Source organism: Paenibacillus sp. KS-LC4, from assembly GCF_036894955.1.
Classification (GTDB): Bacteria; Bacillota; Bacilli; order Paenibacillales; family Paenibacillaceae; genus Pristimantibacillus.
The window spans coordinates 4,527,722-4,544,348 of record NZ_CP145905.1 but is presented as its reverse complement, the minus strand read 5'-3'; the positions used below and the strand labels follow the sequence as shown (position 1 = coordinate 4,544,348).

The following is a 16,627-nucleotide window of genomic DNA, read 5'->3' as shown; positions in this document are numbered from 1 at the left end:
GCAAGGTGAAATGGCAAAAGCCGTCCTCTGGCGGCGTGGCGCGTTTCAGTCCGAGAAATATAAGCGTTTTATAGGTGTAAAACTTATACATGCTTATATTTTAAAAAAGGCTGGGTTTGATGCGGGAGGAAGAGGATCGAATGATCGGATTTTTCAAGAAACGTTTAGTGGCGCGCATTGTTGCGGTCGTTACGCTAGTCATTGTTGTTATTTCTGCCGGCAGCGTCGTGCTGCAGTTGGCAAATATGAAGTCAGCTGCACAGGAGGCCATTTCCAGCTATAACATCCAGATTGCACAAAGCTACGTCAACCAGCTGAATACCGTTACTTATGCTGAGTTTGCCAAAGAGCCGAAGGAAAATGATTTGTTTTTGACTATACGTGATGAGCTTGATGATTTTCGGGTGCGCATAGGCGCCATGTATGTTTATTTCGTGAAAATTGATGACAAGGGCACGCCGCTTATTATGGTAGACGGCATGAAGGATGTCGATAAGGCATCGCCGATCAATGAAGTGACGGATATGCCTGTTGAAGCAGTTCAGGCGCTGCTCCAAGGGAAAACGGCGAGCTCACAAATTATTGATAATGAGGAATACGGAAAATACATTTCCTCGTATGCTCCAATTACCGACAGCAATGGTGCTTTAATTGGTGTCATCGGCATTGATACGGCTATATCGGTTATAGGCGATATTGAAGAGGATATTATTAAGTCGAGCATTCCCTTTTATGCGCTGCTGCTGTTCATTACGATTGCGGCCATAGCGATTGTATCGCGCTTCGTCGTGAAGGGTCTTAGACCGCTCAAAGTATTGAAGGACAGTGTCGATAAAATGGCGCATGGCGAGCTCGCACAGGCCAATCAAATTTTGACGGCGTATCATCTCAGAAGCGAGGATGAAATCGGCAGCACGTTTAAAGCGATGATTCATATGTCCGGCAACTTGAACAAAATCATTAGCGATATGGTTGCAGGTGTGGCGGCAACGACGGATATATTAGTAGATTCGACAGAGCAATTCAGCCGTAATGCGGAGGAGATGCTCGTCATGAGCAAGACGGTTGATCATTCCGTACAGCATATTCGGCAGGGGGCGCATACGCAGAAGCAAGGCGCAGGCGACAGCGCGAATGCGATGGAGGAAATCGCAAAAGGAATTACCAGCATATCCGAGTCTTCTACTGCAGTTTCAGATGCAGCAGCAAGCGCACTAGCTACAGCGCAATCCGGCAAGCAAAGCATGACAGAGATGAAAAACCAGATGGAGAACATATCTGTAGTAGCTGGCGATGTAGCTGCGATGGTGGAGGTGCTGAGCGGCTACTCACAGGAAATTGGCGGGGCGCTGCAAGCGGTTAGGGATTTTGCCACGCAGACGAAGCTGCTGGCGCTGAATGCCTCGATTGAAGCGGCACATGCTGGCGAGCACGGCAAAGGGTTTGCGGTTGTGGCCGATGAAGTGCGCAAGCTGGCGGAAGCTTCAAGTCTATCGGTGCAGATGATATCGGATCTGCTTCTCGGCATCCAGCAGGAGTCTCAGCAAATCGGTACGAAGATGGGCGTTACCGCGCAAGAAATTGGCCAAGGCGTAGTTATTACGGCGGAAGCAGAGCAGGCTTTTACCGAAGTGGTGGATGCCTTCCGTATCGTGACGCAGCGCATTCAAGAAGTTTCGGCTTCGGCTGAGGAGATGACAGCAGGTTCTGAGGAAGCGGCGGCGTCCGTACATGCGATAGCGCATATTGCATCGGGCGTCTCGGAACGCTCGGATGAGATTTACCGTTTGACCAGCGAGCAGTCGGTCATGTTCCAGAAGGTGGCTCAAACGTCGAGTTTGCTTCGGCAACAGACACATGAGATGAGTGAAGCCGTAAAGAAGGTCAACGTATAAGGCACTAGAACAAGAGCGGGGCGCATCCGGGCGTCCCGCTTATTTTTATTCGGAAATAGAAACAGGTATAATAGACAAGAGGAAAGAGCTGGAATTCATAAAGGAATAGCAAGAAGAGGAGGAGCTTATGCGCAGGCCGTTAAAAAGAGTGGGGATATACCTAGCTACAGCAACTGCTATCGTCATTTTTCTTTATTTTCAAAATAATGCTTTGACGGTGTCATCATTTCAGCTGTCATCGTCCAAGCTGCCGCAGGGATTGAAAGATTTTACGATTGTGCAGCTGTCTGATGTGCATGGCAAAAGATTTGGCAATAATCAGACGCGGCTCGTTCGCAAGGTGGCAAAACAGCAGCCTAACCTTATCGTCGTTACAGGCGATTTAATAGATAGCAGGCGTGGAGGTGAGGAGGAAAGCCTTGAGCTAATGGCAGAAATCGTGAAGCTGGCTCCGGTTTATTATGTGACGGGCAATCATGAATATGCTTATTCGCGTTACCCGGAGCTGGAGAAAAGGCTGCTTGAGCTAGGCGTTCATGTCCTGCGGAATGAAGCGGCAAGCATACCCTTGCTGAATAGAAATGGAGCTGGTGATGGGACAGTGGCTGGAGCTGGGGAAATTCGATTGCTAGGCATCGACGATCCGAAATTTTCAGCGTATGGCGGACATGCTGCGGAGGCGGTGGAGCAAAATATTCAAACAGCTATTGAAGACTTTGACAACATAGCCGGGAAAGAGAATGCAGGTGCCTCCACAAAAGCGGAGGGAGGAAAGCAAGTCAAGGAGGGACTTTACACGATACTGCTCTCTCATCGTCCCGAATTGTTTGATGTCTATGCTCGTGCTGGAATAGATTTGACCTTCTCGGGACATGCCCATGGCGGGCAGGTCAGGCTGCCGTTCATTGGCGGGCTTGTCGCTCCGGGGCAAGGTTTACTGCCCGTGTACGATGCGGGCCAATATACAAGCGGTCAGACGAATATGCTGGTCAGCAGAGGACTCGGCAACAGTGTTATTCCCCAGCGCCTGTTCAATCGTCCTAACATTGTAGTTATGAAGCTGTCAGCTGCAAGCTAGCGCATGTCAGTGTATTAATTTAATTGTGGAAGGAGTGATAAGGGTGGAATCATATATTAATTGGAGGACTACGATCACCATCTACAAAAAAGTGATGAAAGGAGCGTGATAAATTAAAAAGAAAAAGGAGCGGAACGAAATGATACAAAACAAAAAAGCAACCGTTAATGACTATGAGATGATTATAAATCTTTGGGAACGGTCGGTAATGGCCACTCATCATTTTTTGAGCGTCAAGGATAAAGAGGAAATCAAAAAAGAATTACCTATGTATTTTCCTCATCTTGATGTATGTCTTTGGTATATCGAAAACTCTATCATTGGTTTTACCGCCATCAATGAAAATCACTTGGAAGCACTATTTCTCGATCCTGATAAAATGGGCAAAGGGTATGGGAAACAAATTTTAGAAAAATGCATCAATCGTTTTGGGATCACTTCCGTCGATGTGAATAAACAAAATGCTTATGCAACAAGGTTTTACTTAAAAAACGGCTTCGGAATAATCGGTGAAGATTTGACGGATGGAGCAGGCCGCCCTTACCCCATTTTACATTTGAAATATAAGGAACAGCAGAAGTAACTCTTCTGTCCAGGCTGTCGAGAAATCGACAGCCTTTTAGGGAGTGTCTGAAAACCCGTTCAGTGGCCCCTTTCACCGCCTTTCCGCCCCCTGCTTCGTTCCGTTTGCGAAGGCGCACCCCCGGTACGCCTTCACAAACGCGCCTTGCATGGAACGAAAATTCGGCAAAATTGGCTGCCCTCAGAGTTCTCAGACACTCCCTAGGTAACTATTGAATATCTTTTTTAACGGCACATAGAAGTTTAATGATTTTGCGATACAAAACGTTACATATGTGATTATAGTAAAGAGGTTGAGATAACCATGACAAAACAACGTAAGCTTATTTTTACCATAACCATACTCTATACCGTTCTAATTTTTTATTTTATGTTTCTCGCTTTCGGTAGAACAGGTGCCTCTGAGCAAACCGCTGGCTACACCTTTATCTTTTTACCTGACAGTTTTTTTAAGCTGCCAACTCTATCTGAGCTTCTACATCCTAACCTCATGGATCTTGTAGGGATTGGGAACATCATAGCCTTTATCCCTTTTGGATTATGGATTCCATTATTATATCGAATCACTTTTGTTCGATTTATTATATTGTTCTTTTTGTCTATTATTGTACTGGAAACCGCACAGGCAATTTCGTTTCTCGGCAGCTTCGATATTAACGACGCCATTCAAAACTCATTAGGTGCAGTAATTGGTTTTGGGGCGTATAAGCTTGGTTTTCGTTCAAAAAATGGTTGGAGCAATATGATAATAACCGCCATTTCCTCTGTGGTTCTTTTAGTAGGGGTATGGGGCTTGTGTGGGATTGTGGATAAAGCGTTGACTAAAGAAGCAGGCCCCTTTGTAGCGATAAAGGAATTGATGGACAACTCTGGAAACCTATCAGCCGGAATACAAGCAAATAGCTTTAAATTAAGCGGTCAAGACGTAAGCCCCCGCTATAATATGTATGAGGCTGAAAGTGGAAATTTAAAAACGTTCACTTATACGAATAAGGAGGAGATTATTTTCTTCTTAAATTATGGGATACCTGAACAGCTGGACTATTCTGGTAGTGTCCGTGTTTTCGTTAATGGACGCGAGGTGTTGACCAGCTCAGGAGAGGATCAACGCCTTTATCCGGAACTGTTCCCGGCGATGTTTGAAATTCCTATCGAGGCGGGCAGTGAGCTCACGATAACCATTGAGGGGAACGAAAAAATATGGGATGTTGGGTATAGGAGAATGATATATTTTTGGAACTGAGTCCGTAGATATGATGCAATTAACGGAAAATGGCAGCTTAATAACAGCTCAATAACAGCGGCAGTCTAATACTTTTATTCACTGGACTAAAAGAGCGAAAACAGCCTATTCTTGATTGAGGATAGGCTGCTTTTAATGGAAAAGAAAGCGAATCACTGTTGGCTTTATCCTGTATGTCAACCGCTTGACATACGGAAATGCCAACCATATACTAGGGGTACATCTGTAAGCAATAAAATGTGAGAAAGGAACAGCTCGATGTATATTTGCTAGGCATTTTGGAAGTAAACGCTATAGGTTCGGCCGAATTGCTGGATAACGTTTGGAGGAAGCCCAATGTCGACGATTAAAGATATCGCGGAGAAAGTAGGGGTGAGCGTCACTTCTGTTTCTAGAGTACTCAACAATAGAGGATACATCAGCGGAAAGCTTAAGAAGAGAGTGCAGGAAGCAATGGATGAGCTCAACTATCAGCCCAATCAAGTTGCCCGATCCTTGATTCTGAAGAAATCCAATATTATCGGTCTTATTATTCCAGACGTCTCACACCCGTTCTTCGGGGAAGTGACTAAACATATCGAATATTATGCTGACAAGCACGGATACAAAATATTGCTTTGTAATTCGCAATTAAACATGGTCAAAGAAAAAGAGTATATTAATATGCTCAAGGCCAGCCAGGTAGATGGAATTATTATGGGTAGCCATACGATGGACATTAAAGAATACACCTCTATCAAGCTGCCAATGGTGACCTTGGATCGTCAAATCGCGGATACGATTCCCTATATTTCATCCGATAATTATAAGGGCGGAGAGCTGGCTACAAATTTGCTGATCAAAAAGGGCTGCAAAAAAATTGCACACATCAGCGGAAATCTTCATCTTAATCTATTGGCAACATTGAGACATGATGCGTTTAAGAAAGTGATTACAATCAAAGGCATTGAGCATATCATTTTACAAACGGATTTGAACGGTTTTAATTATGCTGAATATGATCAGCTTGTCACCAAAATGTTTTTAGAAAATCCAGATATAGATGGGGTTTTCGCAAGCAGTGACATCATTGCCGCTCAGGTTTTGAAGGAATGCCATCGACTAGGGAAGTCCGTTCCTCACGATGTGAAGATTGTAGGGTACGATGGTATTCAATTAGGAAAGCTTCTAACCCCCGCTATTACAACGATTAAACAGCCAACGAAGGAAATTGGAAAAATGGCTGTGAGACTCATCATGGGTCAGATACAAGGCGAAGCTGTATCACAGGAAAATATATTGCCGATTGAATTGATTGAGAGAGAAACAACCTAAACGCTCATTATATAAGGAGGATGAATATGAATTTCGAAAGCAGAGTATTACCGGAGCTGCGAGCAACGTTAGAGCAGCTTCCACCATTGGACCTGCCAAATGATTTGCAGCTTTTTCGAGGCGTCCCGGTACAAGAGGTAGAGAAGTCTCCTCATGTGGCAACGAGAACCCAGATGATTTCAGGTCCAGCCTCCAATTTGCTGCTTAAGATTTATGAACCTGTGAACAGAACGGGAACAGCCTTGCCTGCCCTGTTATGGATTCATGGCGGGGGGTATGTTCTTGGGCATCCAGATTCAGACGATGCTTTGTGCGAAAGATTTGTTCTGGACACCCAGTGTGTCGTCGTATCCGTAGATTATCGTCTTGCTCCTGAGCATCCTTATCCTGCGGCGATAGATGACTGCTATGCCGCACTAAAGTGGATGGCTTCTGCAAGTGAATTAAACATAGATATAACAAGATTGGCCGTCGCCGGGGCTAGCGCGGGCGGTGGTTTAACGGCGGCACTTTCATTAATGGCCCGTGATCAAGGCGGACCTGCTATTTCTTTTCAAATGCCATTGTATCCGATGATTGATGATCGTAATGTAACAGCCTCCAGTCATGAAATTAGCACAAACCGTGCGGTTTGGAATCGAGACAATAATAGGGCAGCGTGGAGCATGTATTTAGGCGAGCATGCTTCGGGCACCATTTCCCCCTATGCAGCGCCTTCCCGTGCAGAAAGCTATGCCGGACTGCCGCCTACGTATACATGTGTTGGGCAACTAGATCCTTTTCGGGATGAAACGATTGAATATGTGGCACGGCTGGCTCAAGCGGGTGTAGAAGTAGAGTTTCAAATGTATCCCGGCTGCTTCCACGCTTTCGAATTAGCTGCACCGCAAGCGGAAGTCAGTAAGCGGGCTAGTAAAGCCTACGTTGATGCTTTAAATCGAGCATTAAATCCGCAGAACATGCAAGGCTGATGGCTGGTTCATGATGTTAAGCTTCGACAAAACGGTTGCTTTCGCAGCCGTTTTTTATTTTCTAATGAGTATAATGTTGGAAAAAATGATTTCTTATAGGTATTCAAAATGGAAGTGTGCGGAGCATTCCTGTTATACTGTATAAACGATAAGGGAGGGAAACGGATGCCTAAAATAGATGATGTGGCTAAAAAGGCGGGAGTTTCAGTCACTACTGTGTCTCGCATTCTTAATAATCGAGGCTACATAAGCAATACTACACGCGAAAAAGTTTACCAGGTGATGGAGGAGCTGAACTATCAACCGAATGAGCTTGCGCGGTCCTTGTTCAGGAAAAAGTCGAATTTGATTGGGCTTATTATTCCAGAGATTGCTCACCCATTTTTCAGTGAATTAACGCAGCATATAGAATATTATGCTTTTCAAAACGATTATAAATTACTATTGTGCAACTCGCAAAATGATCGGACAAAAGAAAAGCAATATATTGATATGTTGAAAAAAAATCAAGTGGATGGCATCATCATGGGGAGTATGCTGTTAGAGACAGATGATTATTTGCAATTGAAATTGCCTTTATTATCATTTGACAGAAGTATCGCTGAGCATGTCCCCCTAGTGACCTCTGACAATAAGGCTGGCGGGGGAATGGTGGCAAAATTATTGCTTGATAAGGGCTGCCGCAAGCTGGCATTTATATATGGAGGCATAAAGGGCTATAATGGTGATTTATTAAATAATAAAAGCATATTTTCAGGACTTAGATATGAAGGATTTTCAGCTGAGTGCAAGGAAAGAAACATCGAGATTATGAACTTTTACTTGGAAATCAATGATTATACGGATATTGATAATGGTGTAGAGCTTCTAATGGATTTTTTGCAAGAAAATAAGGATGTTGATGGCATCTTTGCAACAAGTGATGTTATTTCCGCCTATGTCATCCAAGCGTGCTTAAAGATGAACAGGAAAATTCCTGACGATATTAAAATTATTGGCTATGATGACGTGGCTCTAGCCTCCTTAATCATGCCTAGATTAACAAGCGTGAAGCAGCCGATTGAGGAAATGGCCAAACTATCGGTAGAAATTATTATTCAGCAAATTAACGGTGAGGAAGTAAAAAAAGATTATATGCTGGGCGTCTCTTTAGTTGAAAGAGGGACGACCTAGAAAGGCGGGGATGAGCGATGAGCAAGTCCCCTTTTTCATATTCAGAAACCTCAGCCTCATAGTCCATATTTGTCGTCTGGCGGGAATAATTTCTGCCGTGTAGAGAGATAATAACGATACAATAATAATTTATATGTCAACCGCTTGACACATCATATGTCAAACGGTTAACATATAAATTGAAAGCAAGATGGTTGCGCTTTCAAAACTAATGATGGGGGAGTCACAATGAAAAGATCCAAAGTAATTATTTTAGGTATTTGTATGGTGTTAGTGCTTTCGTTATTAGCTGCATGCTCTAAAAATAACAACACCAGTAATGAAGCAGCAGCGTCCAGCGAGCCAAACTCATCCCAAACGTCCAAGGAAGTGAAGCTTACCTTTTTCAATACCTCTGCTGAAATAAATACGGTTTTTGAAAATCTTTTTAAAGTCTACAACCAGGAGCATCCAAATGTAACGATTGAACTGATTCCCACAGCTATTGGTGGAGAACAGCTTCAAAAATTCCAATCTCTTCTAGCTTCCGGCAAGCCGGCAACGATTGCCAATCTCGATGCAGGAACGATCCATCAATATAAAGATAAGTTCCTTGATCTGGAGTCGGAGAAAGCAAAGTATGAAGGTCTTGCTCTGCCAGGTGCTGTAGATGGCGCATTGCTTGACGGCAAATTCATCGGCGTACCTTATACGGCTCAAGGGTATGGATTGCTATACAACAAACGCGTCATTGATGAAGTGATCGGCAGCTCCTTCGATCCGTCAACGTTTGCAACAAGAAGTGATCTTGAGGCTTTATTCAAAAAAATTGAGGCTGCCGGCAAAGCTCCGGTTATTATCCACGGCGCAGATTGGTCCTTAGCTGCTCACTATCAAGGCTTGGCCTATTCGCTGCAATCCAACAATGTGGAGGAAAATCGTAAATTTGTAGAAGAGCTTAAACAAGGCACTGTCGATTTGTCAACGAATCAAGCATACAACGGTTTGATGGATACATTCGACCTGTTGAAAAAATACAATGCAAGGAAAGCTGATCCATTAGTTGCCGACTACAATAAAGACAGTGCTGATTTTGCAAAGGGAGAAGCAGCCTTTTATTTCATGGGTGACTGGTCATGGGCCGTTATTGGACCGCTTGAGGGACGTGATAAGGATTTCGGCATCATTCCTGTTCCGATCAGCGATAATGCTGCTGATTTTGGAAATTCGCAAGTGGCTTATACGGAGCCAAAATTGTTTGCCATTGATAATTCGGGTTCAACACCAGAGCAGCAGGAAGCGGCTAAAGCTTTTGTTGAATGGATGATTACAAGCGAAGCAAGTCAAAAAGCAATTATCGGTGAAGCGGGCCTTGCTATGCCATATAAAGATCGTAAGGTGGAAAGCTCGAATCCGATGTCTAGTGCGATTTCGAAATATGTGGCTGAAGGTAAAACGGTTAATATCGGGGTTATCAACTATTTCCCTTCGGACTGGTGGTCGAAAACCGGAGCTTCTATGCAAAAATATTTAGTGGATAAAGTCGATCGGGCAGGCCTTACAAAAGAAGTGCAGGATTATTGGAAATCAACCGCTGGGAAATAATAAATAAGTATCAATCCTGACAGATCAAAGGGGTGAGGCGCATAGGCTGATCCCCTTCTCTGGTCTGTAGTTGAATTTACCAATTAAATGATAAGAGGATGTAATAGCTATGACAAACAAGAAATTGCTGCATAACACAGGCACCTTTCTAATTTTTGGAGGCCCCTCTATATTTGCCTTTTTTGCCGTTGTTCTGATCCCCTTTCTATTCGGACTTTATCTCACGTTTACAAACTGGGATGTACGGAGCGGGGACCATACTTTTTTGGGTTTAGCAAATTACGTGGAGGTATTTCAAGATAAGACCTTCCTCACTCAATTATGGTTTACCTTGAAATATGTGCTTTTCACCGTTATTATCGCCAATGTTGCTGCATTTTTTCTTGCTTTTGCTTTAACTAGTGGCTTTAAAGGACAGCAATTACTCCGAACAGGCTTTTTTACACCTAACCTTATTGGTGGTCTAGTGCTTGGCTACTTGTGGCAGCTTCTGTTTTCTCAGGTTTTACCATATTTAGGAAAGAAATACGGCTGGGCCCTATTTGAAACCTCGTGGCTGACCGATACGAACAAAGCCTTTTGGGCACTCGTTATCGTTTCGGCATGGCAGCTCATCGGCTACCTCATGATTATTTATATTTCTGGACTTATGAGTGTTCCTGTTGATGTTATAGAGGCTGCAGGTATTGACGGAGCAAATGGGTTTGATAAAATTCGTAAAATCATTTTGCCGCTTACTGCGCCAGCGATTGTCATTTGTATTTTCATTTCCATTTCACGTTCTTTTTTGACCTACGATCTGAATTTGGCTTTAACCAAGGGGGGGCCCTTTAATTCGACTGAGTTGTCCTCCTATCATGTTGTCCAAAAAGCTTTTCTTTCCAATGAATATGGGGTAGGTCAGTCAGAAGCCGTTGTATTATTCGTCGTGGTGGCGGTTATTGCTTTGACCCAAGCGTACTTTTTGAAGAAATTGGAGGTCGAAGCGTAATGCGGAGTCCTAAACCATTAGCCTTTTTGAAATCAATCCTGCTTTATATCGTATTATTGCTGTTTTTATTGCCTTTTTTACTAGTCATATTGAATACGTTTAAAACCACTCAGCAATTTGTAGAAAATCCATTGTCTTGGCCCAAGCAATTTAATTTCGATAATTACATGAAGGCCATTGATGATATGGACTTTATGACCGGATTATTAAATTCAAGCATCATTACGATTAGTAGTGTATTTATTATTATTTTCTTTTCGTCCATGACGGGCTATATGTTCGTCCGCTTTAAATGGAAGGCTAATTCTATCTTGTTTTTTGCCATGCTGGCCTCTATGACCCTTCCCTTTCAGGCTTTGATGATTCCTCTAGTGTTGATTTATGGGGAGCTTGGCCTTCTGAATTCACAAGGAAGCCTGCTCTTTATGTATTTAGGATTCGGTGTTCCGTTTGCAGTATTTACTTTCCATGGATTTATGAAAGGTGTGCCGCTTGAGCTCGAGGAGTCAGCCTTCATCGACGGAAGCTCAAGATTAAGAACTTTTTTTCAAATTGTTGTCCCGTTGCTGAAGCCAGTCATGGTCACTCTTATAGTTCTGGACACGCTTTGGATTTGGAATGACTATTTGTTGCCAAGTTTAATTTTGCAATCGCCCTCTATGAGGACATTGCCACTTTCTAACTATGGATTTTTCTCAACCTATTCCGTCGATTTTTCCCCATTAATGGCCGGGTTAATCATGACGATTATTCCAGTACTGATTCTTTATCTTGTGCTCCAAAAACAAATCATTAGAGGAATTACAGAGGGAGCTCTGAAATAAAGCACAGACAAGAGGAGTAGATGACGTGTTTGGGTTTGAAGATAAAATAGCGTTCGGAAATAAAGGGAATGATTTATTAACGGTTGGTGAGCTTCTGATTGATATGATAGCTGCTGATTATGATGAAAGTTTTGAAGGCGATACGTTTCATAAGTTTTTCGGCGGGTCGCCTTCGAATATCGCTATGAATGTGAAGAAGCTAGGCATCCATTCTTTTGTGGCCTCTGCTGTAGGAGAAGATGGTTTAGGGTCTTTTTTAATCGAACAATTGCGAAAGATGGATATTGATACGAGTGGGATCCAGCGAGTTAATGCTTCAACGAGTATGGTTGTTTTAACGAAGAGCACAGCAACACCAGTCCCTATTTTTTATAGAGGGGCTGATTATCATTTGACCTTTGATACCGTTCTTCATGAATCCTTATTGAAATCAAAAATCGTACACTTTTCATGCTGGCCTCTTTCCATGGAGCCCGCGCGTCAAACGATCGAAAAAGTTATTGAGATAGCGAGTGAAAACCATATCTGGATAGGATTTGATCCTAACTATCATCCTATGATCTGGAAAAGTGGCGAGGATGGAACCGAATATGTGAAGTCGATCATTGGCAAGGTTGATGTGATTAAGCCTTCTGAGGATGATGCAGAAAGATTGTTTGGAAAAGACACTCCTGAGAACCAGTTGAAAAAGTTTCTGGAGCTGGGTGCAAAGCTAGTCATTCTGACCTTGGGTAAGGATGGCGCAATCGTTTCAAATGGAGTGGAGACGCTTAAATACAGCTCCTTGGCGACCGATGTCGTGGATACGACAGGAGCAGGAGATGCGTTCTGGTCAGGCTTTTATACGGCGGCCATTAAAGGCTTCACTATTAAAGACGCGATAAGCCTAGGCTTGGCAGTCAGCGCCTATCAGCTGAAATATACGGGTGCAGTCGTGGATTTGCCAAAGCTAGAGGTCATAAAAGAAAGCTATGGAATATAGGAGGCGCGCAATATGGCCGTGAAAAATCAGGTACAGCTCATCACTTATCCCGATTCAATGGGAGGAGACTTGAAGGCTCTAAACGATGTCCTTCTTAAGCATTTTGCAGATGTGTTTAAAGGCGGCATTCATATCCTACCGCCTTTCCCATCGTCAGGAGACAGAGGATTCGCCCCATTGACTTATCTGGAAATCGAGCCTAGCTTCGGCACTTGGGATGATATTAGAGCTATTGGAGAAAAATTCGATGTATTGGTTGATTTAATGGTTAACCATATTTCAAGGCAATCGGAGTATTTTCAGGACTTTCTCCAAAAAGGACGGAAATCCGAATATGCTGATTTATTTTTAACGTTGGATAAGCTTTGGGAGTCCGGGGAGCCGGTTCAAGAGGATATTGCCAAAATGTTTTTGCGGCGGCCGCTTCCCTATTCCACCTATACGATTGCAGAAACAGGCGAAGAAGAGAAGGTTTGGACGACGTTTGGAAAAACAGATCCTTCGGAGCAAATTGATTTAGATATAAAATCTCAGCTGTTCAAACAATTAATGATAGACTTTTTTATGAATTTTAAGCGGCAAAATGTAAAAATAGTCAGACTCGATGCGGTCGGCTATGTCATTAAAAAGCTTGGAACGAGCTGTTTCTTCGTAGAGCCGGACATATACGAATTTCTTGATTGGATGATGGAGCTAGCCAATTCGTTAGATATAGATTTGCTTCCTGAGGTACACGCACATTATACGACCCAATACAAGCTGGCAGAGCGCGGCTACTGGATTTATGATTTTATACTGCCGTACCGAGTGCTCGATGCTTTAATGAATAAATCCAGCCATGAGCTGTGTCATTATCTGAGAACCCGGCCTCAGAAGCAGTTCACTATGCTTGACTGTCATGATGGCATTCCAGTTAAACCAGATATGGATGACCTCATTGATACACAAGAGGCAAGGAAGCTAGTGGATGTGTGCTTAGAAAGAGGCTCCAACCTCAGTCTTATTTTATCGGACGAGCACAAGGCTGACGATGGTTTTGACGTACATCAAATAAGATGCAGCTTTTATTCTGTTCTGAATGGGGAGGACGATGCATACCTAGCTGCTAGAGCGATTCAATTTTTTGCGCCAGGAGTACCTCAGGTTTATTATGTTGGCTTACTTGCAGGGGAAAATGACCTGGAGGGTGTCAAGAAAAGCGGAGAGGGCCGTGAAATTAACCGCCACAATTTCAGCCTGGAGGAAATTGAGCAGTCGCTAAAAAAAGAAGTCGTGCAGAGACTTTTAAAGCTAATCAGGTTCAGAAATGAGTATGAAGCTTTTAATGGGGAATTTACCGTAATGGATTCATCTAAGGATGAAGTGCGACTGGCATGGAAAAAGGATAATAAGGCCTGCAGCTTGTTTATAAATCTAATAACAAATAAGTCTGTCATTGAGTATTTGGATTTGGATGGCAAGACCGTTCAATATGCGGTATAACAAGATGCCTCTAACCAGCAGCTTTGAGCTAAAATATGAAAAGAAGCTTCACTCCTCATGACTATGGGGAGCGAGAGCTTCTTTTTTATTGAGCCATCGTTATGTTATGGGAATGGCTTTCCTACAGCACCTTACTCAGAAAAGCTTGCGTGCGCTCATGCTGCGGCGTATCAAAGATCGCAGCGGGCGGACCCTGCTCAACAATATAACCGCCATCCATGAAAATAACACGGTCAGCGACTTCGCGGGCGAAGCCCATTTCATGAGTGACGACGACCATCGTAATACCTTCGTGAGCCAAATCCTTCATTACCTGAAGCACCTCGCCGACCATTTCCGGATCGAGTGCAGACGTTGGCTCGTCGAACAGCATGACCCGCGGATTCATCGCCAGTGCGCGAGCGATTGCGACACGCTGCTGCTGGCCGCCGGACAGGCGAGCAGGATATTCATCCTTTTTGGACGCAAGACCTACTTTATTGAGCAGCGCGATTGACTGCTTCTCGTTCTCTGCTTTGTTCATTTTCTTAATGTGCTTGGGAGCCAGCATAATATTCTCCAGCACCGTCAAATGCGGGAATAGATTGAACTGCTGAAACACCATGCCGACATTTTGCCGCAGCTTGTCAATATTCGTCTCAGGCGCTGTGACGGTAACGTCACCGATTTTCACAATGCCGGACGTCACTTCCTCCAGTAAATTAAGGCAGCGAAGGAAGGTGCTTTTTCCAGAGCCGGAAGGGCCGATGATGCAGACGACTTCCTTTTCGGTAATGGTGGTGGAAATATCGCGCAGCACCTCGTTGTCGCCAAACCTTTTCTTCAAGCCTTCTACAATGATCATTTCAGGCTCAGCCTCCTTTCAAGTACACGGGACAGGCGTGAGATACTGTAAATGATGATGAAATAAAGGATGCCGACGGTGCCCCAAATTTCGAATGCGCGGTAGTTGGTAGAAATGATAATTTCACCGCTCTGCGTTAGCTCCCTGATGCCGATAACGGACAACAGCGAAGTATCCTTGATGCTAATCGTACACTGGTTGACGAATGCGGGAATCATGCGGCGGAACGCCTGCGGCAAAATAACGAGGCGCATGGTCTGCACCTGGCTTAGACCGAGTGAACGAGCAGCCTCACGCTGCCCGTTGTCAATCGACAAAATACCAGCGCGGAAAATTTCCGCAATGTAGGCACCAGCATTGGCGCTAATTGCAATGATCCCAGCTGTCTCCGCAGGTATGCGAATATCGAGAAAGGCTGGCAGGGCGAAATAGATGAAAAACATTTGCACGAGCAGCGGCGTACCGCGAATGATATCAATATAGAGCGTTGCAATAAACTTTAAAATTTTATTCGATGATGTATTTATCAGTCCCGTAATTAATCCGATAACGAATGCAATCAGCAGCGAGATGACAACAATTTTGACCGTTATCCATAACCCTTGCAGCAGCAAGGGCATCGCATCTACAATAACTTGCCATGAGGACATCATGAAAGTCACAGCTCCTTCATTTCACAGGATGTCTTCGTCTTTATTTTGCAGACGTTCCTATATATTTGTTAATGATTTCATCGTATTTGCCGCTTTCCTTCAGCTTTTTGATGCCGTCATTGATTTTTTGCAGCAGCTCCTCGTTGTCTTTGCTCACTGCAATGCCATATTGATCGCCTGTGAGCCTTTCACCAACGATTTTCAAATGAGCGTTTGGATCAACAGCAAGCTTATAGGAAATGACAGGGAAATCCTCGATAGTAGCATCCGCATTTTTGTTGACTACCTCTTGGAACATGGCAGGGCTGCTATCAAAATAATTTAGGGTAATGTCGTATTCCTTAGCTAATTGTTCAGCTTTTTCAGAGCCGGCCGTTCCTTTTTTAATCGCAATGACTTTGCCCTTCAAATCCTCCGGCTTCGTAATTGAATCATTATCCGAATGGACAACCAGAGACAGACCTGCTTCAAAGTAAGTATCGGACAAATTCACAACCTGCTTGCGTTCGTCGGTAATGCTGATGCCGGCAATAGCAGCGTCCAGTTGATTAGCTGTAATAGCGGGGATAATGCCCTTGAAGTTCATCGGCTTCAAATCAACCTTAAAGCCTTCGAGCTCACCGATAGCATTAATTAAATCAATATCGATGCCGACATATTTGCCATCCTGCTCGTATTCGAAGGGTGGAAACGTAGCATCGGTTCCAATGGTGTACGTTACAATTTCATTCGATGCTCCCGTGCCATCCGAGGCGGCTGGTGCATTTTCGCTGCTGCTGCCGCATGCACTAAGGGTAAGAGCAAGCAAGCTGGTCATTAAAAGTGAGCCGATTTTCTTCATAAATGAAAACCCCATTTCCATTAATGTTAGACTTATTAACCTTCTGTCACCTATTCTAATGATCCGACTATAAAAAATAATAAAATCCGACAGAAAATAATGTCGGGGAAAAAGGTAAGCGCTTTCCATTTACAAAGCTGTCAAAAATCCTGTTAGATAAGGTTACGCAA

At 43.8% G+C, this 16,627-nt stretch carries 15 protein-coding genes; 12 read left to right on the top strand and 3 right to left on the bottom strand.

Going from position 1 to position 16,627, the window contains the following annotated elements:
• Window positions 1–140: 140 nt before the first annotated feature.
• The 12 genes from V5J77_RS19160 (at window position 141) to gtfA (ending at window position 14,119) form a co-directional block, all read left to right on the top strand.
• Window positions 141–1,895: a HAMP domain-containing methyl-accepting chemotaxis protein gene (locus V5J77_RS19160; protein WP_338552425.1), complete on the top strand. Its 1,755-nt coding sequence runs from the start codon at window positions 141–143 to the stop codon at window positions 1,893–1,895.
• Window positions 1,896–2,022: 127 nt separating this feature from the next.
• Window positions 2,023–2,973 (top strand): metallophosphoesterase, encoded by a 951-nt coding sequence (locus V5J77_RS19155; RefSeq protein WP_338552424.1) that lies wholly within the window; start codon window positions 2,023–2,025, stop codon window positions 2,971–2,973.
• A 139-nt stretch (window positions 2,974–3,112) separates the two neighbouring features.
• A complete protein-coding gene (locus V5J77_RS19150; RefSeq protein WP_338552423.1) occupies window positions 3,113–3,556 on the top strand; it encodes a GNAT family N-acetyltransferase in 444 nt (147 codons plus the stop codon).
• Between the two features lie 303 nt (window positions 3,557–3,859).
• The gene (locus V5J77_RS19145) at window positions 3,860–4,798 is read left to right on the top strand and encodes a VanZ family protein (RefSeq protein ID WP_338552422.1); all 939 of its coding nucleotides are present in this window, start codon (window positions 3,860–3,862) and stop codon (window positions 4,796–4,798) included.
• A 336-nt stretch (window positions 4,799–5,134) separates the two neighbouring features.
• Window positions 5,135–6,112 carry a LacI family DNA-binding transcriptional regulator gene (locus V5J77_RS19140; protein ID WP_338552421.1) on the top strand — a complete coding sequence of 326 codons (978 nt, stop codon included), beginning with the start codon at window positions 5,135–5,137 and terminating at the stop codon, window positions 6,110–6,112.
• A 26-nt stretch (window positions 6,113–6,138) separates the two neighbouring features.
• Entirely contained in the window at window positions 6,139–7,083 is a 945-nt protein-coding gene (locus V5J77_RS19135) for an alpha/beta hydrolase (RefSeq protein ID WP_338552420.1), read from the top strand.
• 165 nt (window positions 7,084–7,248) lie between these two features.
• Entirely contained in the window at window positions 7,249–8,256 is a 1,008-nt protein-coding gene (locus V5J77_RS19130) for a LacI family DNA-binding transcriptional regulator (RefSeq protein ID WP_338552419.1), read from the top strand.
• A 228-nt stretch (window positions 8,257–8,484) separates the two neighbouring features.
• Window positions 8,485–9,840 carry an ABC transporter substrate-binding protein gene (locus tag V5J77_RS19125; RefSeq protein ID WP_338552418.1) on the top strand — a complete coding sequence of 452 codons (1,356 nt, stop codon included), beginning with the start codon at window positions 8,485–8,487 and terminating at the stop codon, window positions 9,838–9,840.
• A 109-nt stretch (window positions 9,841–9,949) separates the two neighbouring features.
• Complete coding sequence (locus V5J77_RS19120; RefSeq protein ID WP_338552417.1) at window positions 9,950–10,831, top strand: sugar ABC transporter permease; 882 nt, start codon at window positions 9,950–9,952, stop codon at window positions 10,829–10,831.
• A complete protein-coding gene (locus V5J77_RS19115) occupies window positions 10,831–11,655 on the top strand; it encodes a carbohydrate ABC transporter permease (protein WP_338552416.1) in 825 nt (274 codons plus the stop codon). The genes V5J77_RS19120 and V5J77_RS19115 overlap by 1 nt, the downstream gene beginning before the upstream one ends.
• Before the next feature lie 25 nt (window positions 11,656–11,680).
• Complete coding sequence (locus V5J77_RS19110; protein ID WP_338552415.1) at window positions 11,681–12,637, top strand: carbohydrate kinase; 957 nt, start codon at window positions 11,681–11,683, stop codon at window positions 12,635–12,637.
• A gap of 12 nt (window positions 12,638–12,649) precedes the next feature.
• Window positions 12,650–14,119 (top strand): sucrose phosphorylase, encoded by a 1,470-nt coding sequence (gene gtfA / locus V5J77_RS19105; RefSeq protein ID WP_338552413.1) that lies wholly within the window; start codon window positions 12,650–12,652, stop codon window positions 14,117–14,119.
• Between the two features lie 121 nt (window positions 14,120–14,240).
• Here the strand turns inward: gtfA and V5J77_RS19100 are convergent, their stop codons facing one another.
• Genes V5J77_RS19100 through V5J77_RS19090 form a run of 3 tightly spaced genes read right to left on the bottom strand, consistent with a single transcriptional unit; the run spans window position 14,241 to window position 16,457 of the window.
• Entirely contained in the window at window positions 14,241–14,963 is a 723-nt protein-coding gene (locus V5J77_RS19100; RefSeq protein WP_338552412.1) for an amino acid ABC transporter ATP-binding protein, read from the bottom strand.
• Complete coding sequence (locus V5J77_RS19095; protein WP_338552411.1) at window positions 14,960–15,616, bottom strand: amino acid ABC transporter permease; 657 nt, start codon at window positions 15,614–15,616, stop codon at window positions 14,960–14,962. Before V5J77_RS19095 ends, V5J77_RS19100 begins: the two co-directional genes overlap by 4 nt.
• 40 nt (window positions 15,617–15,656) lie before the next feature.
• On the bottom strand, window positions 15,657–16,457 hold the full coding sequence (locus tag V5J77_RS19090; RefSeq protein WP_338552410.1) for a transporter substrate-binding domain-containing protein: 801 nt from the start codon (window positions 16,455–16,457) through the stop codon (window positions 15,657–15,659).
• Window positions 16,458–16,627: the final 170 nt, after the last annotated feature.